This is a genomic window from Allobosea sp. GW821-FHT10B12 (assembly GCF_059415545.1).
The window spans coordinates 126,625-147,699 of record NZ_JBWKNL010000004.1 but is presented as its reverse complement, the minus strand read 5'-3'; the positions used below and the strand labels follow the sequence as shown (position 1 = coordinate 147,699).

General features: G+C 66.9%; 24 protein-coding genes. 11 read left to right on the top strand and 13 right to left on the bottom strand.

Annotation, left to right across the window (positions count from 1 at the left end; translation table 11 throughout):
- Positions 1-141: 141 nt before the first annotated feature.
- Complete coding sequence (locus tag AC07O0_RS15340; RefSeq protein ID WP_494624521.1) at positions 142-306, bottom strand: Flp family type IVb pilin; 165 nt, start codon at positions 304-306, stop codon at positions 142-144.
- Between the two features lie 125 nt (positions 307-431).
- The gene (locus AC07O0_RS15335) at positions 432-596 is read right to left on the bottom strand and encodes a Flp family type IVb pilin (protein WP_454028967.1); all 165 of its coding nucleotides are present in this window, start codon (positions 594-596) and stop codon (positions 432-434) included.
- A gap of 413 nt (positions 597-1,009) precedes the next feature.
- Between AC07O0_RS15335 and AC07O0_RS15330 the strand changes: the two genes are divergently transcribed.
- The gene (locus tag AC07O0_RS15330; protein ID WP_494624519.1) at positions 1,010-1,567 is read left to right on the top strand and encodes a pilus assembly protein N-terminal domain-containing protein; all 558 of its coding nucleotides are present in this window, start codon (positions 1,010-1,012) and stop codon (positions 1,565-1,567) included.
- A gap of 172 nt (positions 1,568-1,739) precedes the next feature.
- Here the strand turns inward: AC07O0_RS15330 and AC07O0_RS15325 are convergent, their stop codons facing one another.
- From AC07O0_RS15325 to pcaH, 6 genes are all read right to left on the bottom strand, one after another.
- Positions 1,740-3,239, bottom strand: coding sequence for a phosphomannomutase/phosphoglucomutase (locus AC07O0_RS15325; protein WP_494624517.1), 1,500 nt, complete (start codon positions 3,237-3,239; stop codon positions 1,740-1,742).
- A 175-nt stretch (positions 3,240-3,414) separates the two neighbouring features.
- Positions 3,415-3,945 (bottom strand): retropepsin-like aspartic protease family protein, encoded by a 531-nt coding sequence (locus tag AC07O0_RS15320; protein ID WP_494624515.1) that lies wholly within the window; start codon positions 3,943-3,945, stop codon positions 3,415-3,417.
- A gap of 152 nt (positions 3,946-4,097) precedes the next feature.
- Complete coding sequence (locus tag AC07O0_RS15315) at positions 4,098-5,006, bottom strand: ribokinase (protein ID WP_494624513.1); 909 nt, start codon at positions 5,004-5,006, stop codon at positions 4,098-4,100.
- Positions 5,003-5,899: a 2-dehydro-3-deoxygalactonokinase gene (locus AC07O0_RS15310; RefSeq protein ID WP_494624511.1), complete on the bottom strand. Its 897-nt coding sequence runs from the start codon at positions 5,897-5,899 to the stop codon at positions 5,003-5,005. The genes AC07O0_RS15315 and AC07O0_RS15310 overlap by 4 nt, the downstream gene beginning before the upstream one ends.
- A 109-nt stretch (positions 5,900-6,008) precedes the next feature.
- Complete coding sequence (gene pcaG / locus AC07O0_RS15305; protein WP_494624509.1) at positions 6,009-6,584, bottom strand: protocatechuate 3,4-dioxygenase subunit alpha; 576 nt, start codon at positions 6,582-6,584, stop codon at positions 6,009-6,011.
- Complete coding sequence (gene pcaH, locus AC07O0_RS15300; RefSeq protein ID WP_494624507.1) at positions 6,574-7,284, bottom strand: protocatechuate 3,4-dioxygenase subunit beta; 711 nt, start codon at positions 7,282-7,284, stop codon at positions 6,574-6,576. Before pcaH ends, pcaG begins: the two co-directional genes overlap by 11 nt.
- A gap of 291 nt (positions 7,285-7,575) precedes the next feature.
- On the opposite strand from pcaH, the gene AC07O0_RS15295 reads away from it, so the two are divergent.
- Together AC07O0_RS15295 and AC07O0_RS15290 are read left to right on the top strand one after the other, a co-directional pair.
- The gene (locus tag AC07O0_RS15295; RefSeq protein ID WP_494624990.1) at positions 7,576-8,313 is read left to right on the top strand and encodes an IclR family transcriptional regulator domain-containing protein; all 738 of its coding nucleotides are present in this window, start codon (positions 7,576-7,578) and stop codon (positions 8,311-8,313) included.
- An 11-nt stretch (positions 8,314-8,324) separates the two neighbouring features.
- Complete coding sequence (locus AC07O0_RS15290; RefSeq protein WP_494624505.1) at positions 8,325-9,209, top strand: aldose epimerase family protein; 885 nt, start codon at positions 8,325-8,327, stop codon at positions 9,207-9,209.
- Here the strand turns inward: AC07O0_RS15290 and AC07O0_RS15285 are convergent, their stop codons facing one another.
- The 3 genes from AC07O0_RS15285 to ubiE all read right to left on the bottom strand — a co-directional run bounded on the left by AC07O0_RS15285 (position 9,210) and on the right by ubiE (position 12,472).
- Positions 9,210-9,851: a L,D-transpeptidase gene (locus tag AC07O0_RS15285; RefSeq protein ID WP_494624503.1), complete on the bottom strand. Its 642-nt coding sequence runs from the start codon at positions 9,849-9,851 to the stop codon at positions 9,210-9,212.
- Positions 9,852-10,038: 187 nt separating this feature from the next.
- Positions 10,039-11,598 carry a 2-polyprenylphenol 6-hydroxylase gene (gene ubiB / locus AC07O0_RS15280; protein WP_494624501.1) on the bottom strand — a complete coding sequence of 520 codons (1,560 nt, stop codon included), beginning with the start codon at positions 11,596-11,598 and terminating at the stop codon, positions 10,039-10,041.
- Positions 11,599-11,710: 112 nt separating this feature from the next.
- Complete coding sequence (gene ubiE / locus AC07O0_RS15275) at positions 11,711-12,472, bottom strand: bifunctional demethylmenaquinone methyltransferase/2-methoxy-6-polyprenyl-1,4-benzoquinol methylase UbiE (RefSeq protein WP_494624499.1); 762 nt, start codon at positions 12,470-12,472, stop codon at positions 11,711-11,713.
- 95 nt (positions 12,473-12,567) lie between these two features.
- On the opposite strand from ubiE, the gene mutM reads away from it, so the two are divergent.
- Positions 12,568-13,458: a bifunctional DNA-formamidopyrimidine glycosylase/DNA-(apurinic or apyrimidinic site) lyase gene (gene mutM / locus AC07O0_RS15270; RefSeq protein WP_494624497.1), complete on the top strand. Its 891-nt coding sequence runs from the start codon at positions 12,568-12,570 to the stop codon at positions 13,456-13,458.
- Positions 13,459-13,466: 8 nt separating this feature from the next.
- Entirely contained in the window at positions 13,467-14,048 is a 582-nt protein-coding gene (locus AC07O0_RS15265; RefSeq protein ID WP_494624495.1) for a chloramphenicol phosphotransferase CPT family protein, read from the top strand.
- Here AC07O0_RS15265 and AC07O0_RS15260 read toward each other — a convergent pair whose 3' ends face one another.
- Entirely contained in the window at positions 14,049-14,522 is a 474-nt protein-coding gene (locus AC07O0_RS15260) for an SRPBCC family protein (protein ID WP_494624493.1), read from the bottom strand.
- 69 nt (positions 14,523-14,591) lie between these two features.
- Complete coding sequence (locus AC07O0_RS15255; RefSeq protein ID WP_494624491.1) at positions 14,592-15,449, bottom strand: LysR family transcriptional regulator; 858 nt, start codon at positions 15,447-15,449, stop codon at positions 14,592-14,594.
- A 94-nt stretch (positions 15,450-15,543) separates the two neighbouring features.
- Here AC07O0_RS15255 and AC07O0_RS15250 point away from each other — a divergent pair, with 94 nt between their 5' ends.
- From AC07O0_RS15250 to dnaA, 6 genes are all read left to right on the top strand, one after another.
- Positions 15,544-15,921: a tautomerase family protein gene (locus AC07O0_RS15250; RefSeq protein WP_494624489.1), complete on the top strand. Its 378-nt coding sequence runs from the start codon at positions 15,544-15,546 to the stop codon at positions 15,919-15,921.
- A 110-nt stretch (positions 15,922-16,031) separates the two neighbouring features.
- Entirely contained in the window at positions 16,032-16,805 is a 774-nt protein-coding gene (locus tag AC07O0_RS15245; protein ID WP_494624487.1) for an enoyl-CoA hydratase, read from the top strand.
- Between the two features lie 119 nt (positions 16,806-16,924).
- The gene (locus AC07O0_RS15240) at positions 16,925-17,923 is read left to right on the top strand and encodes a threo-3-hydroxy-L-aspartate ammonia-lyase (RefSeq protein WP_494624485.1); all 999 of its coding nucleotides are present in this window, start codon (positions 16,925-16,927) and stop codon (positions 17,921-17,923) included.
- The gene (locus AC07O0_RS15235) at positions 17,920-18,315 is read left to right on the top strand and encodes a RidA family protein (RefSeq protein ID WP_494624483.1); all 396 of its coding nucleotides are present in this window, start codon (positions 17,920-17,922) and stop codon (positions 18,313-18,315) included. The genes AC07O0_RS15240 and AC07O0_RS15235 overlap by 4 nt, the downstream gene beginning before the upstream one ends.
- A gap of 170 nt (positions 18,316-18,485) precedes the next feature.
- Positions 18,486-18,752 carry a 30S ribosomal protein S20 gene (gene rpsT, locus AC07O0_RS15230; protein ID WP_454028945.1) on the top strand — a complete coding sequence of 89 codons (267 nt, stop codon included), beginning with the start codon at positions 18,486-18,488 and terminating at the stop codon, positions 18,750-18,752.
- 787 nt (positions 18,753-19,539) lie between these two features.
- Positions 19,540-21,051, top strand: a complete 1,512-nt coding sequence (gene dnaA, locus AC07O0_RS15225) for a chromosomal replication initiator protein DnaA (protein ID WP_494624481.1) — start codon at positions 19,540-19,542, stop codon at positions 21,049-21,051.
- Positions 21,052-21,075: the final 24 nt, after the last annotated feature.

Sequence of the window (21,075 nt, the reverse complement as noted above, 5' to 3'; positions counted from 1 at the left end):
GGCCGGCGAATCATCGGACAAAGCTCTCACCAGAGCCTTACCGCCCGCGACAACAAGTGACGTACGCGACAAGAAAAGAGCGCCCCGGAGCGATCCGGAGCGCTCGCCGCAGCATGTTGGCTGTGCTGCGATCCGCAGATCTTACTGCAGGCCGGCGAGGACCGATGCGAACTTGGCATCGAGCGCCGGGCCGATGGCCCGCCAGGTGCCGATGCAGACCACGGCGATCAGAGCGGCGATCAGGCCATACTCGATAGCGGTAGCGCCCGACTCGTCCTTGGCGAAACGCGCAAACAGATTCTTCATGGCAGCCTCCTCTATTCCACGTTGGACTGCTGCCTCAGCTCTATACGGCTGCGGTCAGCGACGGGCCCGACACTACGGAGCCCGTCTCATCGATGCGTGGAGTGCCCCAACAACCGAAAGCGATCTTACTGCAGGCCGGCGAGGACCGACGCGAACTTGGCGTTCAGCGCCGGGCCGATAGCGCGCCAGGTGCCGATGCAGACCACGGCGATGAGGGCGGCGATCAGGCCGTATTCGATGGCGGTCGCGCCGGACTCGTCCTTGGCGAAGCGCGCAAACAGGTTCTTCATGGTAGTCTCCTTTGCACCACGTTTGACTGCTGCCTTCGCTCTAGGTGGCTTCGGTCAGCGACAGGACGGACACTACAAAGCCGGCCTTGCCGATCGGTTAAAGAGACCGAATAATTCGCCGAATTTTATAGGTCTTACTTCGATGGTTAACATGCTTTTAGCGGGAAACCTCAGTTAACGACTGGTATAAGACTTCCCAACTTGTAAATCTACTCCAGCCTTAAAAGCCGCAACGTCAAATATTACGCTGCGTCATTCCGAGCGTGATATGTAGCCACATCCACTTTTCACGCCACGCGACAGGGCTTCCGTGACCAGCGGGCAAGCCCTGCGCCACTCGAACATCGTCACATTAGGAATTGGTTCATCATTTTCGGCTTTGCTCGCCCTGTTCGAAACCTTGAGGCGCGGCCATGTCCATTGCGATGCCGGGATGGCGGCTCTCCCAATGCTTCCCGGCCCTCATCGCCGCCGCATTGGCGGGAGCGGGCGGGCTCGGCATGACGACTGGCTCTGCACAAGCGCAGGCAAGGCTCATCCCCGCGCCGCCCCCGGAGCACAGCGATATCGGTGGCGAAGCGAAGGCCGACGCCGTGACGGTGACGGTCGACCACGCCAAGGTGCTGCGCCTGCCCGAGAAAGCGCAAACGGTGATCGTCGGCAATCCGGCCATCGCCGACGTGACGGTCCAGCGCAACGGCGTGATGATCGTCACCGGCAAGAGCTACGGCGTCACCAACCTGATCGCGCTCGACGCGACCGGTGCTCTGCTGGCGGAATCCTCGGTGCGTGTCGGCGCGGCGAGCGATTCGATCCTGACCGTCCAGCGCGGTCTCGAGCGCGAGAGCTATTCCTGCACGCCGGCCTGCCAGCCGAGTGCCCAGCTCGGCGATTCCAAGAACTTCTTCGACAGCACCACCGGCCAGAGCGGCGCCCGCAATGCGGCAGCAACCGCAGGCGAGAGACGGTAACTCCGCCCGAGCGCAACCGCAGCGCCATTGCGTCGCCCCGGGGCCCCGGACGACCGCAGGGAGACCCGGAACCCTGCCTGACTCTGTCCTCTGACAGGCTCAGGTGCAGGTCCCGGTTTACCGTTTCACTGCCTCTGGCGCGTTCCGTCCAAGGCGGCCCGCGCCCTGCGGCTCAGATCGTCTGGTTGTAGGCGCCGACTTCCGGGTTCTCGCGCAGCACGCCGTCGATCGCCTTGAACATCTCGCGCATCCGCGCTTCCGAGACCGGGCTCTCGCAGACCACGACCAGCTCGGGCTTGTTCGAAGAGGCGCGGATCAGCCCCCAGGTGCCGTCCTCGTTGACGACGCGCACCCCGTTGACGGTGATGACGTCGCGGATGGCCTGGCCGGCGATCTTGTCGCCCGCCGCCTGCATCGCCTCGATGCGCTTGGTGATCTTGTCGCTGACCCCATACTTGATCTCGTCGGCGCATTTGGCCGCCATGGTCGGCGTGCCCCAGGTCTTCGGCACGGCGGCGTAGAGCTCGGCCATCGACTTATCCGGGTTGCGGTCGAGCATGTCGATCACGGCGATGGCGGTGACGATGCCGTCGTCATAGCCGCGGCCGACCGGCGCGTTGAAGAAGAAGTGGCCGGACTTCTCGAAGCCGGCGAGGGCGTTGAGGTCGCGGACGCGGCGCTTGATGTAGGAGTGGCCGGTCTTCCAGTAGTCGGTCTTGACGCCGAGCTTCTGCAGCTCCGGATCGGTCGAGAACAGGCCGGTCGACTTGACGTCGACGACAAACTGCGCGCCCGGATTGAGCTTGCCGAGGTCGCGGGCCAGCATCACGCCGATCTTGTCGGCGAAGATCTCCTCGCCATGGTTGTCGACGACGCCACAACGGTCGCCGTCGCCGTCGAAGCCGAGCGCGACATCGGCGCCGTGCTGCTTCACGGCATCGGCCATGGCGTGCAGCATCTTCATGTCTTCGGGATTGGGGTTGTAGCGCGGGAAGGTGTGGTCGAGCTCGGCATCCATCGGGATGACCTCGCAGCCGAGCGCTTCCAGGATCTGCGGTGCGAACGCCCCGGCGGTGCCGTTGCCGCAGGCGGCGATGACCTTGAGCTTGCGGGTGATCTTCGGGCGATTGGTCAGGTCAGCGATGTAGCGGGCGGGGAAATCGGGGACGAACTTATAGGAGCCGCCGCCCGGCAGGTCGAAATCGCCGGCGAGGACGATGTCGCGCAATTGCCCCATCTCGTCCGGGCCGAAAGTGACCGGGCGCTGCGCGCCCATCTTGATGCCGGTCCAGCCATTGTCGTTATGCGAGGCGGTGACCATGGCGACGCAGGGCACGTCGAGCTCGAACTGCGCGAAATAGGCCATCGGCGACATGGCGAGGCCGATGTCATGGACCTTGCAGCCGGCCGCCATCAGGCCGGTGACCAGCGCCATCTTGATCGAGGAGGAGTAGCTGCGGAAATCATGGGCGGTGACGATCTCGGGCTTGACGCCCATGCGCCTGATCAGCGTGCCCAGGCCCATGCCGACGGCCTGGACGCCCATCAGGTTGAGCTCTTTCCCGAAGAACCAGCGCGCATCGTATTCGCGGAAGCCGGTCGGCTTCACCATCGGCAGCGATTCGTAGTCGAAGGTGTTCGGGAAGAGCTCGGGCAGGGGCTTCGGAAACATCGGGCCATCCATCTTCGAGGAGCGCCGGCCATGAGGCCGGCGCGGAAACCATGCAGCTGACGCGTGCGGTACGGACAGGCCACAGGCTACATGAATGCAGCCTGAGCATGACAGAGCAAGGACGCAAGGCGGGCATAGCTCATCGGTATGAGCTTGGAAATAAAAGGCCCGCTCGTCAGCCGCGCAGGACCATGCGGCCACCCTGGACCTCGTAGCCGCGCAGCCGGCGCAGGAAGGAGGTGCCGAGCAGGCTGACCGATAGGGCACCCGCCGGCAGCACGACCGCCTCGACATCCTGCACGAGAATGTCCCCGAGACGCACCTCGCGCAGAATCGTCCTGGCGCCTTTCACCACACCGTTGGCAGTGCTGAGCCCGATCGAATAGGCCGCGCGGTCCGGCTTCACGCCAAGTGCCCGTGCATCGCGATCGGTCAGAACGACCAGGCTCGCGCCGGTGTCGACCATCATCTTCACGCGGTAGTTGTCGATCGACGGATGGACGACATATTGGCCGCGATAGTCGGCATGCACCGCCAGCACGCGGTCGGAGGTCGCGGACGGGCGCGTGCCCGCGCCGGCGCTCGTGCTGGCACTCGCGACAGCCGGCGGCTTGCTCGCCATCCGATCGAGGGTGCCGGCGGAGCCGAGCGCGAACAGCGCGGCAAGTCCGCCAAAACCCAAGAACAAGACCGCTGGCCGTGCCATGATCGGCTTCCCTTTCGCGCGCTGCCGGGAAGGCTGCAGGCGAAGATACTGACCAAGCGTAAATCGGCAGGCAGAAACGGCTGCCGCGGGCGAGGTTCCGGGCTCCGGAGCGAACCCAGGCTTAACCGCCGGTCAACCGGATCGATCGTGTTCTACAGGAAGCTCTTGCCGACCAGCGCCTCGATCGCCTCGCGCCGCGGCACGCTCGGCTGGGCGCCGGCGAGCGTGCAGGCGAGAGAGCCGGCGGCGAGCCCGCGCTGGAGCGCACCGGAGAAGCCGAAACCGGCCTGCAGCGCGGCGGCGAAGGCGCCGACGAAACTGTCGCCGGCCGCGACCGTATCGACCGCCTCGACCACCGGCGCCTCGAGCCGACGCCTGACGCCGCCATGCCAGCCGATCGCGCCGGCGCCGCCCAGCGTGACGATGCAGGCAATGCCGCGCTCGCCGTCGACCCGCTGTGCGATCGCATCGGGCTCGGTCTCGGCCCAGCCGAGCGAACCGGCGAGGATCAGCGCCTCGTGCTCGTTCACGATCAGGATGTCGGTGAGCGCCAGCAGCTCCGGAGCCGGCTCCCCGGCCGGGGCGAGATTGAGGATCACCCGGCCGCCGCCGGCACGCATCGCCCGTGCGGCCCGCAGGCACTCGCCCTCGGGCACCTCGCGCTGGAGCAGCAGCAGATCGTCCTCGCCCGGCTTCAGCGCCTCGACAGCCTCGGCATCAGCCAGCGCATTGGCGCCGGCCGCGACCACGATCTGGTTGGAGCCGGCCATATCGACAGCGATGAAGGCCGCACCGGTCGGCGCCTCGACACGTGCGACATGGGCGAGATCGACGCCATCCTCGGCCAGGAGCCGCAACGCGATCTCGGCGAAGCCGTCGCGGCCCACGGCACCGACCATGATTACCTTGGCGCCGGCACGACGGGCCGCCAGCGCCTGGTTGGCGCCCTTGCCGCCGGGATGCAGCGCATAGCCCGGGCCGAGCACGGTTTCTCCCGCCCCGGGAAGGCGTTCGACCTGCGTGACCAGATCGACATTGAGCGAGCCGAAGACGGTGATCATGCCTGATTGCCCCGGGCGAGCCGCGTTACGCCGGCGACGAAGGCATCCTCAGGCGTGGTCAGGCCATGATCGAGCCCGGCGGCGGCGAGTGCCCGGCCATAGCTGCCAGCCAGCACGCCGTCGGCGACGAGATGCAGATTGTCGAGACCGCCGAACAGGGCACGGGCGCCTTCGATCTCCTGCGCCACCAGCAGAGCGGAGAGATAGGGGCCGACTGCGCCGCCCTCCATGCGCCCACCCAGAATCTCGCTGCGCGCGTGGAAGGCGGCATTGAGCAGGCCGCCTGGCCGCTGCGCCGCGGCAAGCCCGCGCCGCATGCCGTCGGCCGCATCGCCATCCTTCGGCTCGCTCGCCAGGCGCGACAGGATCGAATGCTCGCGCAACAGGCCGTAGATCTCGCCGGTCATGAAGCTGGCGAAGCGGGTGATGCGGCCGCCCTCCACCTGCGCCCATTTGGAATGGGTGCCGGGCAGGCAGGCGACGCCGTCAGTGAGCCCAAGGCCGACGATCAGCGTCTCCTCGCCACGCATGACGTCGAAGGCGCCCTCGTCACAGGACAGGCCGGGCAGGATGGTGGCACGCGTGCCGTCGTCGAGCGTCACGGCAAGGCCGGCGGCCGCGATCTCCTCAGGCGCCGCAGGGCAGGCGACATAGGGCGCCTCGACCCAACCATTGCGGCTGCCGACCATGCCGGCCAGCAGCACGGCGGCATCGGGATGCGCCTGTCGGAATGCGCCGGCGATCTCGGCGAAGGCGGCCGGGAAGCCGCCTGATGGCACCGACTGGATGCCGCGATCAGCGCTGTGCCTGGCCAGCACCGTGCCGTCCTCGCCGATGAGGAAGGCGCGGGCGCGCGTCGTGCCCCAGTCGAGCGCGATCAGGGGGTTGGGCATGGCAGGCTCCGGCAGGGTGCTGGCCTCGACCATCATCTAAGTCAAGGCGTCGCGAAAGGGCCGGGAATCTCCCTAGCCGGCGCGGTCCGGTCAAGCCCGAAGCAAGGGCTCAGATGTCGAAAAAGACGGTCTCGCCCTCACCCTGCAGGCGGATGTCGAAACGGAAGACGCCGTCCGCGCCGCGCCTGGCGATCAATGTGCCGCGGCGCTCCGCCGGCACCAGCGCCAAAACCGGGTCCTGCGCATTGGCGGCCTCATCGTCGAAATAGATCCGCGTCGCCAGCCGGATCAGCAGGCCGCGAGCGAAGACCGAGACGGTCAGGTGCGGCGCCTGCTTCGTCCCGTTCGGCTCTTGCAAGGCGCCCGGCCGGATCGTCTCGATGAAGAAGGCCCCGTCTGCGGTCGTCTCGATCCGGCCGAAGCCGGTGAAGCCGGCATTGCCGGCCGCGTGGAAACGCCCTTCGGCATCGGCCTGCCAGGTCTCGATCATCGCATCGCCGACCAGGGCGCCGTCGCCGTCGAAGACCGTACCCTCGATGCGGATACGTTCGCCGGTGACGCCCTCGCCAGCCACCTGTTCGGTGGCGAGTTCTGGCCCGCCATAGGCGCGCGGCGTCAGCGCATAGGCGAAGAACGGTCCGATGGTCTGGGACGGGGTGAGACCATCGGGCTTGTCAGTGCTCATGCGGTTCCTCCGTCGGCGTCGCCTCGCGGCCGCGCAACACGATGTCGAACTGGTAGCCGAGCGCCCATTCCGGCTCGGTGGTGTCGATGTCGAAGCGCGAGATCAGCCGGTTTCGGGCCCGCTCATCGGTGATCGACTGGAAGATCGGGTCGAAACGGAAGAGCGGATCGCCGGGAAAATACATCTGGGTGATCACGCGCGAGAGGAAGCTCGGCCCGAACAGCGAGAAATGGATATGCGCCGGCCGCCAGGCATTGTGGTGGTTGCGCCAGGGATAGGCGCCGGGCTTGATGGTGACGAAGCGATAGCGCCCATCGGCATCGGTGACGGCGCGCCCCGCCCCGGTGAAGTTGGGATCGAGCGGGGCCGGATGCTGGTCGCGGACATGGACATAGCGGCCGGCGGCATTTGCCTGCCAGATCTCGATCAGCGTGTTCGGCACCGGCCGGCCATCCTCATCGAGGACGCGGCCGGTGACGATGATGCGCTCGCCGAGCGGCTCGCCGGCATGGCGCCGCGTCAGGTCGCTGTCGATGTCCGAGACCGCGACATGGCCGAAGACCGGACCGGTGGTCTCGGACAAGGTATGCGGCAAGAGGATCAGCGGCTGCGACGGCGCCCGCTTCAAGGTGCTGCGATAATCCGGCGAGTTGTTGAGCGGATGGGCTTGCAGCCCGTTGCGCGGGTAGACCAGACTCATGCCGCCACTCCTAGGGTGTTGCAGGTGCAGGCGCGGAGGACGGCGAGCCCCTCCACGGATGGCCCGGGAGTTTCCGCCAGGGCCGCGACGAAGCGCAAGGGTCGCCTGCGCATGGTGCGCGGCGCGCCGAGCGATCGGAAGCTTCCACCATCCGGAAAGACAGAGTTCGTCACCTTGACGCATTTCCTCTGATTGTGCGATTATCGCACATAGTTCTGTTTTTCGAACTTTTTATAGAAGCGAACCGTGCAGGGTGCAAGCATCCCAGCCACTCCCGCCTCGCCCGACCATATGGCCGCGCTCGAGAAGGGTCTGGCCGTGATCGAGTGCTTCGATGCTGGCCATGACAGGCTCACCATCGCCGATGTCGCCCGCGCCACCGACCTTTCGCGCGCGGCGGCACGCCGCTGCCTGCTGACACTGACGCGGACCGGCTATGCCGAATTCGACGGGAAGTTCTTCCGGCTGACACCGCGCGTCCTGCGTCTCGGCTACGCCTGGCTGTCTTCGACCGCTTTGCCGCAGCTGGTGCAGCCTTTCCTGGAGCGGCTGTCGGAGGAGACGCACGAATCCTCCTCCGCCTCGCTGCTCGACGGGCATGAGATCGTCTACATCGCCCGCTCGGCACAGAAGCGGATCATGTCGGTCGGCCTCTCGGTCGGCTCGCGCCTGCCGGCCTTCTGCACCTCCATGGGGCGCATCCTGCTGGCGGCCCGCGACCCCGATGATGCGCGGGCGCGCATCATCGCCGGCAACCCCAAGGCGCTGACTCCGCAGACGGTGACCGATCCCGAGGCGCTGATGGGCCTCCTCGCCGAGGTCCGTAGCCAAGGCTATGCCATCGTCGACCGGGAGCTCGAACTCGGGCTGATCTCGGTCGCGATGCCGCTGCGCAACAGCCGCGGCGAGACCGTCGCTGCCTTCAACCTCTCGGCCCAGGTCCAGCATGCCGGTCGAGACGAGATCGAGACGAACTTCCTGCCGCGGATGCGCGCCATGCAGAGCCTGCTGCAGCCCCTGATCGCCTGAGGACCACCGGAATGCTCACGCTCTCATCTGGCCGCTACACGGCCCGCATCGCGCCCGAGGCCGGCGGGATGATCGCTGCGCTGGACTGGCAGGGGCCGGACGGCAAGACGCATCCGCTGCTGCACGCGCCGGCCGGGCTCACGCCGCAGACCCAAGCGCCCAACAAGTTCGGCGCCTGGGCGATGCTGCCTTTCGCCAACCGAGCCTTTGACAGCCTGGTCGACGACGGCCTCACCCGTTTCACCGTGCCGGCCAACGACCCCTCCGGCACGATCCACGGCTTCGGCTGGCAGTCCGCCTGGCAGGTGGAGCGGCAGGATAGCGGTCATACCGTGCTGGCGCACAGGCGTACGACTGGTCCCGATCCCTATCGCTACCTGGCGAAACAGGAGATCCGCCTCGACGAGACTGGTATGACCGTCATGCTCTCGCTGACCAACGAGGCCAACAAGGCCCTACCGTTCGGCATGGGCCTGCATCCCTGGTTTCCCTGCGCCGCCGATACCCATCTCTCCATGATCGCGACCGGCGCGCTGATCTTCGGCGGCAAATTCCGCGCTACCGGCACGCAAGCCTTTGCCGATGGCGGCCCCTATGCCGATAGCCCGGTCTTCGCCACCGGCGCCGAGAGCGCCTGGAGCTTTTTGGGCTGGGACGGCACGGCCCGGATCGAGACGCCCTCGACCGGCCTCGCCATCACGCTGAGCGCGAGCGAGAGCCTGCGCTGCCCGGTGGCCTGGGCTCCGGCCGGCGCCGATTTCCTCTGCGTCGAGCCGCAGAGCCATGCCGCCGGCGCGCCAAGCGAGCGGATCGTGCGCGAAGCCTCGCCGCTCACCCGGCTTCAGCCCGGCGAGACGCTGGAAGGCTGGGTGCGGATCGCCGCCGAGACGGTCTAGCTAGCGCCAACCCGGCCCCGACAACGGCTGGAAGCCAATCGCGCCGGCAGGCATGGCCGGCCTGAGCAGGATCTGCCCGCGCGCTTCACCCCAGGCCGGAGCATCACGGTATTGCTGCTTGGCCGTCTCCACAGCCTTCTGCGTCCTGATCTTGGCCTTGGCGACCTTGTGCTTCGAGCCCGACGACGCCTTGGCGAAGCGCGAGAGGTTGTCGGTCGTGGCGCCGTTCAGCGCGATGCGGGTGCTGCCGGAACCATGCTTCTTGACCAGCGCGAAGAGCTTGGCGGCGTTGGCCGGGTGCAGGCGGATGCAACCATGCGAGGCTGGGCGGCCGAGCGCGCCGACGGCTGTCGTGCCATGGATGGCGTAGCCGCCGCGGAAGAACACGGCATAAGGCATCGCGCCGCCATATTTGCGCGAGTACCAGCTACGCTCGAGCCGGGTCGGGCGATAGACGCCGTTGGGCGAGCGGAAGCCCTTGCGGCCGGAGGAGATCGCCCAGTTGTGGACCTCGCCGTCGCTGGTGGTGACGCTCATGCGCTGGTTGGCAATGTCGACGCGGACATCGACTTTGGCCTGCGCCGAGGCGAGGCCGGCAAATGACGCGCATAGGAAAGCGAGAATGCCGAGAAGGCGATACATGACGCGACTCCTGAACGACGCAACCTGAAGAAACCGGCTCTTTGGTCGCTGTCGCTCAGGCGCGTGCACCCATCATGCGAAGTCAGCCCCGGCCTTGCCGTAAAGGAATCCCGAGGGGCCGATGCTTGTAAAGCGCAAACCGCTCAAATGGTTTCCAATCGCGCCCTGTTGAAGCGTCTGTCTCGCGCTAGTCGAAGAACACGATCCAGGCGAGCAGCGCCGCGATCAGCCAGAGCGCCCAGTTGCCCCAGCGATTGCGGGCCGCTTCCGCCCGGCCGATCGCCTGCACGCTGGCTTCGTCGAGCGCGAAACCGTGACGCGAGGAGTCTTCGAATTGGCCGAGCACACGCTCGGCCCGGCCAACCGTCTCCGGCAAATTGGCGAGACTGCCGACCAGCGTCCTGACGCTGCGGCCAGCATCCTCGATGCGGCCGATCGGGCCGAGATTGCGGGTCAGCCAGTCACGCACCACCGGTTCGGCCGTGGTCCACATGTCGAGATGCGGATCGAGCGAGCGGGCGACGCCCTCGACGACGACCATGGTCTTCTGCAGCATGACGAGCTCGGTGCGCGTCGCCATATCGAACAGGCCGGTGATCTCGAACAGCAGCGTCAGCACCTTCGCCATCGAGATCTCGTCGGCACGCCGGTCGTGGATCGGCTCGCCGACGGCCCGGATCGCCTGGGCGAAATCATCGACCGAGTGATGCGGCGGGACATAGCCGGCCTCGAAATGTACCTCGGCAACGCGCCGGTAATCACGGGTGATGAAGCCGAACAGGATCTCGGCGAGGAAGCGCCGCTCCTTGTGACCGAGCCGGCCCATGATGCCGCCATCGACCGCGACCAAGCGGCCTTGCGCATCGACGAACAGATTTCCCGGATGCATGTCGGCATGGAAGAAGCCGTCGCGGATCGCATGCTTCAGGAAGGACTGGATGACGTTGCGGCCGAGCGCCGGCAGGTCGTGACCGGCGGCGCGCAATGCCTCGACATCGGAGAGACGGATGCCGTCGATCCATTCGTCGATCAGGATCTCGCGCGCGGTGAGCTGCCAATCCGGCACCGGCACACGGAAATCCGTGTCCTCCTTGGTATTTTCGGCAAATTCCGAGAGGGCCGCGGCTTCCAGCCTAAGATCCATCTCCATCGCGACCGAGCGCGCCAGGGTCTCGACGATGGCGACGAAGCGCAGGCGCCGCGCCTCGGGCGAGCGGCTCTCGGCGAGTTGAGCACCGAAGCGCATGGAAGCGAGGTCGCGGTGGAAGCGGTCGCGGATACCGGGCCTGAGGATCTTCACCGCGACCTCGGTGCCGTCCTTGCGCCGGGCGCGATGGACCTGGGCGATGGAGGCCGCCGCGACCGGTTCGCCGAACTCGGCGAAGATCGCCTCGACCGGCTCGCCATGGGCGGCCTCGATCGCAGCGCGTGCCTGCGCCATCGGGAAGGGCGCCATCCGGTCCTGCAGGGCCGAAAGGTCCTCGGCGATCTTCATGCCGACGACATCGGGCCGGGTCGCCAGGAACTGGCCGAACTTGACATAGGACGGGCCGAGCCGGGTCAGCGCCGCCGCGAGGCGGGTGGCGGAGGAGCCGGCGCCACGCCGCTCGATCAGGCGGCCGAGCGCGATCAGCGCCCGCGCCGCCGGCGGCAGCACGGAGGGGTCGACGAGTGCGAGCGCACCCTCGCGCGCCAGCACGAAGCCGACCCGCGCCGAGCGGGCGAGATGGGCAAGCGCGGAGATCATGCGTGGGCGGCCCCAGCCGTCATGGCCGGGCTCGCCCCGGCCATCTCAGGCCGAAAGGGGCTCCCTTCCAGAGATGCTCGGGTCAAGCCCGAGCATGACGGGGAAAGGCCCATCACAGCTTCCAGCCGGAATGCAGCGCCACCACCCCGCCGGTCATCGGCGTGAAGCTGGCGCGGCGGAAGCCCGCCTCGGCGATCATGTTGGCGAAGACCTGCGGACGCGGGAACTTGCGGATCGACTCGACCAGATACTGGTAGGGCTCGGCCTCGCCTGTCACCATCCTGCCCATCGGCGGGATGACGTTGAAGGAATAGGCCTCGTAGATCTTGTCGAGCAGCGGCACGTCGACATGGCTGAATTCGAGGCAGAGGAAGCGGCCGCCACGCTTCAGCACGCGATAGGCCTCGGCCAGCGCCTTCTCGATGCGCGGCACGTTCCGGATGCCGAAGGCGATCGTATAGGCGTCGAAGGTATTGTCCGGCAGCGCCAGCTCCTCGGCATTGCCCTGGACGAAGCGGATGCGCTCATCATCGGGAAAGCGCTTCTGGGCGCGCTCGCGGCCGACGGCGAGCATCTCGGCGTTGATGTCGAGCACGGTGACGTCGGTCTGCGGCCCGCCCTCCTCCAACACCTTGAAGGCGACGTCGCCGGTGCCGCCGGCAACATCGAGATGGTGGAAGGCCCGGTCGCGCGGCGGCTTCAACGCGGTGAGCAGCGCCTCTTTCCAGGCGCGGTGCAGCCCGGCCGACATCAGGTCGTTCATCAGGTCGTAGCGACCGGCGACCTTGTGGAAGACGTCGTCAACCTTGGCCTGCTTCTCGCCGAGCGGCACGTTCTCGAAGCCGAAATGGGTGGTGTCGGAGGCTGCTGTCACGGTTGGGCCGCTCTTGTGTTCGGGTGAGGCGATGAATAGCGAAAGGCTGGGCCGTTGTCGCGGGCCCTCTCGACGCATGCTGAAGAGCCGATGCCATGCCTGAACTTCCCGAGGTCGAAACCGTCCGGCGCGGACTGGAGCCCGCCATGCTCGGCGAGCGCTTCGCGCGCGTCGAGCAGAACCGGCCCGATCTGCGCTTTCCCCTGCCCGAGCGCTTCGCCGAGCGCCTGACCGGGCGACGGGTCGATGCGCTGTCGCGAAGGGCGAAATACCTGATCGCCGATCTCGACGATGGGCAGGCGCTGGTGATGCATCTGGGCATGAGCGGACGCTTCATCGTCGAGGCGCCCGGCACGCCGCCGACCGAGCCCGGCGCCTATTACAACGAGATCGGCCGGCACCTCGTCCACGACCATGTCGTCTTCCATCTCGGCTCGGGCGCCCGCGTCACCTACAACGACGTCCGCCGCTTCGGCTTCATGGATCTGCTGCCCCGCGCCGGACTGGAGACGTCGAAACACTTCGCCGGGATGGGCATCGAGCCGCTCGGCAATGAACTCTCCGGCGAATTGCTGGCCAGGCTGTTCTCCGGGAAGATCGCGCCGCTCAAGGCGGCCTTGCTCGACCAGCGCCTGATCGCTGGGCTCGGCAATATCTATGTCTGTGAGGCGCTGTTCCGCGCCGGCCTGCACCCGGAGGCCGAGGCCGGCTCGCTGGCGACGCCGACCGGGATGCCGCGCGAGAAGGCGCATCTGCTGGCTGGGATCATCCGCGAGGTGCTGGAGGAGGCGGTCGCGGCCGGCGGCTCGACCCTGCGCGACTTCGCCCATGCCGACGGCTCGCTCGGCTATTTCCAGCACCGCTTCAAGGTCTATGACCGCGAGGACGAGCCTTGCGTCACGCCGGGCTGCGGCCATCTGGTCAAGCGGCTGGTGCAGTCCGGCCGCTCGACCTTCTATTGCGAGAGCTGCCAGAAGCGGGCGTGAGGACGACCATGCCCGACGCTCCGCGCCCGCCCGGCAAGATCATCCTGCTCAACGGCGCCTCCAGCAGCGGCAAATCCTCGCTGGCGCGTGCCGTGCAGGCCCGGATCCAGGAACCGTTCTGGCACATCTCGATCGACCATCTGCGCGATTCCGGCGTGCTGCCGACGGCGCGCATCCGCAGCGGCGAGTTCCAGTGGGCGACTATGCGCGACGCCTTCTTCGACGGCTTCGAGCAGTCGCTGCTGGCCTATGCCCGCTGCGGCAACAACCTGATCGTCGAGCACATCATGGAAAGCCGCGAATGGTTGCTGCGACTGATCAGGCTGCTTGCCGGGCAGGATGTCTTCTTCGTCGGCCTGCATTGCGAGCTCGTCGAGATGGAGCGTCGCGAAATCGCACGCGGCGACCGGCGGATCGGCGATGCCCGCCGCGACTTCCATCAGATCCATAGCTATTGCCGCTACGATGCCGAGCTGGATTCAGCGATGCCACCCGAGCTCAATGCCGACAGGCTGATCGCCGCCTGGCGTTCGCGCACGACGCCATCTGCCTTCGAGCGGCTGCTCGCCGAGGCCGGGCCGGTCGCTTGATCAGGCGTTTTCAATGAAGCGGGCGAGGTTCTCCAGCGTCGAGCGCAAACCGGCATCGTGATCCGCCTTGCCGATGCCGGCCGGGACGTTCTCGCAGAGGATCGTCACCTCGGTGCCATCGCGCACTGCCTTGAAGCGCCAGGTCATCGTCATCGTACCGGCGAAGGCCGGATCGTCCGAGACGAAGCCGACCTCCCAGACGATGCGCTCGCCGGGGTCGAGCGCGATGAAGCGACCCTCGACAATATCGCTGTCTGCACTGGCCTTGCCCGGGGTACCGGCCGGATCGTCATAGGTCAGGACCATGCGATAGCTGCCGCCGGGATGCGGCTCGAAGCGCTCGATCCTGGCCCGCATTCCCTGCGGCGGCAGCCATCGGCTAAGCGCCGCGGGGTCGGCGAAGGCGTTGTAGACCGCGCCGGGCGAGGCCTTGACGAGGCGCGAGGCCGTATCGATTCGAGTTTTGCCGGTCATGCGCACCTCCCGTTCGGCCGCCATGCCTGATCAACGCGCGAAGTGGCGCCAAGGGACCAATTGCGGCCGCTAGCTTCGCGCCACACTCCTGAACGCCGCCGAAAGCGCGGCGAGCGCATCGCGCGGGCGGCCGTCCCTGACCCGCGTGTGAAGCAGGATCGGCAGGCGCGGCAAGTCGGGCAGCCCGAGCCTTTGCCCGATATCGACCGCGCCGAAGGGCAGCATGCGCGGCGCCAGGGCCGCGACCCCGAGCCCGGCGGTGACGGCAGCCACAACCGCGGTAACCCCGCCTCCGACGAAGATTTCCGTCCAGGGCACGCCAGCCTCGTCGAGGAGCTGCCCGGCCATCACCCGCACGCCGCAGGGTTCGGCCATGGTGGCGACCGGCAGCGGCTCGCCCGGACGATGCTGCCAGCCCGGCGCCGCGAACCAGCCGAATTTCTCGTCCGCAAGATGCTCGCCATCGCTGCGCCCGACATGCAGGCGCACGATCACCGTGTCGAGCTCGCGCCGATCGAAGCTCTGGAGCAACTCGCTGGATGTGCCGATCCGGATCTCGATCACCAGCTGCGGGTCCTGCGCATTCATCCGCGCGATCAGCGCCGGCAGCTCAGGCCCCGCGACATGATCGCTGATGCCGATGGCCAGGCGCTCCCGGGCCGGGACGAAGGCCGAGAGTGCACGATCGTGCGCCGTCAGGAGTTCGCGGGCGTGATCCAGGAAGGCCGCGCCACGCCCCGAAAGCTCGACACGCCGCGGCGTGCGCTCAACGAGCCGGCACCCGAGCCTCCCCTCGAGCCGCTTCAGCTTCAAGCTGACCGCGGCCTGCGTCGTCCGCATGGCTTCGGCGGCGCGCGTGAAGCTCCCCAATTCGACAATACGGACGAAGGCCCGGACAGCATCAAGGTCGAGAGGATGATCAGCCATTTCCATCCGTTATTACTGATATCGGCACCAATAGCCTAGAAATATATCTGCCTGCGTTCAAGCTTGGGTCCGTTCAGTATGGAGAGGACCCGCGATGCCGTTGCTTCATATCTCGCTGCGCGCCGGAAAGCCCGAAGCCTATCGGCAGGCGATTTTCGACAGCCTCTATCGCGCACTGCGCGAGGCGCTGAGCGTGCCCGAGGGCGACCAGTTCATGACGATCAGCGAGCATGATGCCGCGAATTTCCGCTACGGCTCCGCCTTCGGCGTCAGCCGCAGCGATGGTCTCGTCTACATCCGGATCATCCTGTTCGCTTCGCGGACCGCGGAGCAGAAGAAGGCGCTGTTCCGGCGTATCGCGGAACTGCTCGGGGAAAGCCCTGGCATCCGCCCCGAAGACGTCTTCGTGGTCGCGCTCGACGCGGCGAAGGAGAACTGGTCGGTCGGCCACGGCCTGGCCCAGTTCGCCTGAGGTCGAGTTGCCTGCGCCGAGGCTCGCATCGCGCCGTGCGTCCGCGCGCATGGACCACGGCCCGGGTGGCCGCTATTCGTGGCCAGGACACAGCGCATTGGGAGGCCGCCATGGCTTATGAGACCATTCTCGTCGAGGTGAAGGGCAAGGTCGGCGTCATCACGCTGAACCGGCCGCAGGCCCTGAATGCGCTGAACGTCCAGCTCATCGCCGACATCAATGCGGCGCTCGACGTGTTCGAGCGCGACGACAACATCGGCTGCATCGTCATGACCGGCTCGGAGAAGGCCTTCGCCGCCGGCGCCGACATCAAGCAGATGCAGGAGCGCAGCTATCCCGGTACCTATCTCGACGACAAGTTCGCCGACTGGGACCGGATCGGCCAGCGCCGCAAGCCGATCATCGCCGCGGTCGCCGGCTTTGCGCTCGGCGGCGGCTGCGAGCTCGCCATGATGGCGGACTTCATCATCGCCGCCGACAACGCCAAGTTCGGTCAGCCCGAGATCAACCTCGCCGTGATCCCCGGCGCCGGCGGCACCCAGCGCCTGACCCATGCGATCGGCAAGGCCAAGGCGATGGACCTTTGCCTCACCGGCCGGTTCATGGATGTGAACGAAGCCGAGCGCGCCGGGCTCGTCGCCCGCATCGTCCCGCTCGCCGAGCTGATGACCGAGGCGCTCAAGGCGGCCGAGCAGATCGCCTCGAAGTCGCTGCCCTCGCTGCTCTCGGCCAAGGAATCGGTCAATCGCGCCTTCGAGACGACGCTGGCCGAGGGCCTGCGCTTCGAGCGCCGCGTCTTCTCGGCGCTGTTCGGCACGCACGACCAGAAGGAAGGCATGGCCGCCTTCATCGAGAAGCGGAAGCCCGAATTCAAGAACTACTGAGATAGGCGAGCCCCGGCCGATCAGCGCCACGCATGGCCGGGGCCAATTTCTTTCACTTGAAAGGCCGGCGGCGCTGCTGACACCATGGCTGCTCACTTCAAGAGCACGCAGGAATCGCCATGACCGCCGCAGCCCGCTCCACTTCCGACCGCATCGCGCTGCCGTCCTACGCCGATGTCGAAGTCGCAGCGCAGCGCATCGCTGGCGTCACCCACCGTACGCCGGCCTTGACCTCGCGCACCGCCAATGAGCGCACCGGCGCCAGTCTCGTCTTCAAGGCCGAGAACCTGCAGCGCATGGGCGCCTTCAAGTTCCGCGGCGGCTACAACGCGATCGCGGCGCTCAGCCCCGAGCAGCGCAAGGCCGGCGTGCTGACCTATTCCTCCGGCAACCATGCCCAGGCGATCGCCTATGCCAGCAAGCTGCTCGGCGCGCCGGCGACGATCATCATGCCGCTGGATGCACCCGCCGCGAAGGTCGCGGCGACCAAAGGCTACGGCGCCGAGGTCGTGACCTATGACCGCTATACTCAGGACCGGCTCGAGCTCGGCAACCGGCTGGCGGCCGAGCGCGGGCTGACGCTGATCCCGCCTTATGATCATCCGGAGGTCATCGCCGGCCAGGGCACCGCGACGAAGGAACTGATCGAGGAAGCCGGCGAGCTCGACGTGCTGCTGGTTTGCCTCGGCGGCGGAGGGCTTCTCGCCGGCGCGCTGCTCGCGGCAAAGGCGCTCAACCCCGGCTGCAAGGTCTATGGCGTCGAGCCCGAGGCCGGCAATGACGGCCAGCAGTCCCTGCGCAAGGGCGAGATCGTCAAGATCGACGTGCCCAAGACCATCGCAGACGGCGCCCAGACGCCCTTCCTCGGCAACCACACCTTCCCGATCATCCGCGACCTCGTCGAGGACATCGTCACCGTGCCGGATGCGGCGCTGGTCGCGGCGATGCGCTTCTTCGCCGAGCGGATGAAGCTCGTGGTCGAGCCCACAGGTTGCCTTGCCGCGGCCGCAGCCTTCACCGGGGCGGTGCCGGTCGAAGGCAAGCGCGTCGGCGTCATCATCAGCGGCGGCAATGTCGACCTCGCCAGCTTCGCGCGCTTCGTCGGCGAAGGCGCATGAGCGACATCGAGACGATCCTCTCGCCTGATGTGCCGGCGCCGGCCGGACATTACTCGCAGGCGGTCGCCTACAAGGATCTGGTCTTCGTCTCCGGCCAGCTCGCCCCGCGCCCCGATGGCAGCCACACCGCCGGCGAGCCCTTCGCGGTGCAGGCGCGGCAGGCGCTCGACAATCTCCTGGCCGTGCTGGCCGCCGCCGATTGCGGACCGGCCGATGTGCTAAAGGTCACCGCCTATCTGGTCGGCGCCGCGCACTGGCCGCAGTTCAACGCGATCTATGCCGAGGCCTTCGGGCCGCACAAACCGGCGCGCGCGGTCGTTCCGGTACCGGAACTGCACCATGGCTACCTGATCGAGATCGAGGCCGTGGCGGTCCGCCGCAAGGCAGATTGAAGGCGGCTATGATTCCGGCGTTGACGCCGGGCGCGGCAGGAACTATAGGGTCGGGCCTCGCGGCGGTCTTGCTCCGGCAGGACCGTCGCTCGCATTTTCAACCGAAGGTTCGTGGTCGTGCCAGCCGGCAGATTGCCAGGCGCCTGCCACGATGAGGACGAGGACAGACCATGGCCAACACGACTTCGGCCAAGAAGGCCGCGCGCAAGATCGTGCGGCGCACCGAGGTTAACAAGGCGCGCCGCAGCCGCGTGCGCACCTTCCTGCGCAAGGTCGAGGAGGCGATTGCCTCCGGCGACAAGGCCGCTGCCGCTGCAGCGCTGCAGGCCGCCCAGCCGGAGATCATGCGGGCCGCGCAGAAGGGCGTGGTTCACAAGAACACCGCCTCTCGCAAGGTCTCGCGTCTCGCTCACCGCGTCGGCGCGCTGGCTTCCTGATCGCCGTTCACCAGAGCGGACTTCTGCGCAGTTTTCGACCCGGCCGAAAGGCCGGGTTTTTGTTTGTTCTACCTGCCCGACGAAGGGGCGCCCGATGCCGCGGCGCAACACACCCTGTCAACGCCGATTCCGCAATCTTTCCACTGCTTTACCGACTTGACTTCGAGGTGAATTTCGGGGTCGAAAACCGTCCCGTTCGGGACTTTTGACCGCACAAAATTCCTCCATATTTTTCATGATCTTAGTGGGCAAAGCAATTCACCTGGAGGAATCGCCCTCCCCCGGAAGGGGTAGGCCGCGGCCTTCGAAAAAAAAGATTCGGAGCCGGCACGAGACTCCTCCGGTAAAGAAAAGCTTAACTTCCCCAACTGATTGCGAGGCGCTTTCCGGTAGGTCAGACACCGGCCGGCATACCCCTGAGCCACGAAGCCGGCTGAGGGGGATATTGCCCCCGTTCGAGGCCGCCCTGTAAGGTCTTTTTCGTCGCCGGGCGGACAGCAATGTCCGACCGGCTCTCCAGAGAATTGTTGATCGTTTAGGCTTACAACCAGGCGGGGTTGGAAGAATGCGCTTCTATGTCTTGAAGATTTAAATGTTTTGAAATGAGACGCGGCCGCGACTGATCTTTTAAGTGCGCGCGGCACTACCCTGAAAAGCGTTGGGATGACCTCGCTTCGCGGCGTTTCGCCGACGAGGAGAGCAACGTTTTTCCTAAAACGGAAAATATGGCACAGCCAACCCCGAAACGGGGTGGTCAAGTGCGTGGCACTGAAACGGGGCAACTGGAATGTTCGAGCGGATGGAGACTGGCACCTTGACCGAGGCAACCACCACCACGGTGCTGACGGGACTTGTCCTGAGCGAACCGACGGGTGCTGCCGGGATCAAGGATCGCTGGGATAGGGTCCGTCGCCGTCTGCGTGCCGAGCTCGGCGAGGACGTCTTCTCGAGCTGGTTCGCGCGCGTCGAGATCGGTGCGGTCGTCGAGGGCGTCGCCCATCTCACTGTTCCGACCCGCTTCCTGAAGAGCTGGCTCGAAGCTCACTATGCCGAGCGCCTGCGGGCGCATTGCGTGGCGGAGCTCGATACGCCCAACGGGATTGCCCTGTCGGTGCGCCAGGTGGCGCGCGAAAGCGCCGAGCCTTGCCAGGACATGTCGGCACAGCGGTCGCGCCCAGCCCAGGCCCGCGCCTCCGCTCCGGCGGCCGAAGTCACTACCGCATCGGCCGCCCAGCCCAGCGAACGCGATCCCATGGACGCCTGCGGCACGCTGCTCGACCGGCGCATGACCTTCCAGAGCTTCGTCGTCGGCAAATCGAACGCGCTCGCCTTCGCAGCAGCCGAGCGGATCTCGGCTGCTCCGGCCGGCTCGACGCCCTATAACCCGCTCTACCTCCACGCCGGCGTCGGCCTCGGCAAGACGCACCTGATCCAGGCGATCGCCCAGGATGCGCGTCAGCATGGCAAGCGCGTCGCCTATTTTACCGCCGACCGCTTCATGTACGGCTTCGTCGCCGCGCTGAAGTCGCAAACGGCGCTCGCCTTCAAGGAGAAGCTGCGCGGCATCGACCTTTTGATCGTCGACGACGTCCAGTTCATCCAGGGCCGCTCGATCCAGCAGGAGTTCGGCCACACGATCAATGCGCTGATCGACGCCGGCAAGCAGATCGTCGTCGCCGCCGATCGGCTGCCCGCCGATCTGGAGGCGCTCGACGAGCGCATCCGCTCGCGCCTCGCCGGTGGTCTCGTCGTCGAGATCGGCGAGCTCGACGAGGCGCTGCGCGTCAAGATCCTCACCACCCGGTTGGACGGGCTGAAGGCCGCCCACCCCAGCTTCCACGTCAACCCGGACGTGATCGCCTATGTCGCCAAGGTCGTCGCCACCAATGGCCGCGATCTCGACGGCGCCGCCAACCGCATCCTGGCGCATGCGACGCTGACCGGGGCGAGCGTGACGATGGAGACTGCCGAGGCGGCGATCCGCGACCTCGTCCGGACTCGCGAGCCGCGCCGGGTCAAGATCGAGGACATCCAGAAGCTGGTGGCGACCCGCTACAATGTCAGTCGCGCCGACATCCTGTCGGAACGCCGCACCGCGGCGGTGGTCAAGCCGCGCCAGATCGCGATGTACCTCGCCAAGGCGCTGACGCCGCGCTCGCTGCCCGAGATCGGCCGCCGCTTCGGCGGGCGCGACCACACCACCGTGCTGCACGCCGTGCGCAAGATCGAGAAGGCGATCGTCGAGGACCGCCTCCTCCATGACGAAGTCGATCTGCTGAAGCGCATGCTGCAGGAGTGAGCCGCAGGCGTCCCAGCCAGCGTT